Genomic DNA, 301 nt, shown 5'->3' with positions numbered 1-301 from the left:
GATCGCTTTGCCGGTCACACCCGCCAAGGCACTTTCCTCTAACGTCATGCCAATGCCCTTCAGCTCCGCTGAAAGCTCTCGCACGTCGTCCCTCGAGAGCGTCCCGGCATGGAGCGCGGTGACAGCGCCCCATTGCGAGAGCGCCTTGACCTGGTCCATTGCCTCCGCTTTGGACGCAATAAGCACGCCGATGTTTGTTCCGCAGATTTCGTAGCCGTGGCAGTAAGGGCAATGGAGGACCGTTTCGCCCCAACGCTCTGCGAGCCCTGGAATGCTGGGCAATCGATCCACCACCCCATGG

At 61.1% G+C, this 301-nt stretch carries 1 pseudogene; it reads right to left on the bottom strand.

Annotation, left to right across the window (positions count from 1 at the left end):
- Window positions 1-301, bottom strand: a pseudogene (locus KVS69_RS19270) (hypothetical protein); the annotation flags it as partial.

This window comes from Stenotrophomonas sp. GbtcB23 (genome assembly GCF_019091045.1).
In the GTDB taxonomy this organism is placed as follows: Bacteria; Pseudomonadota; Gammaproteobacteria; order Xanthomonadales; family Xanthomonadaceae; genus Stenotrophomonas; species Stenotrophomonas rhizophila_A.
This window is presented reverse-complemented; position numbering and strand designations above follow the sequence as displayed.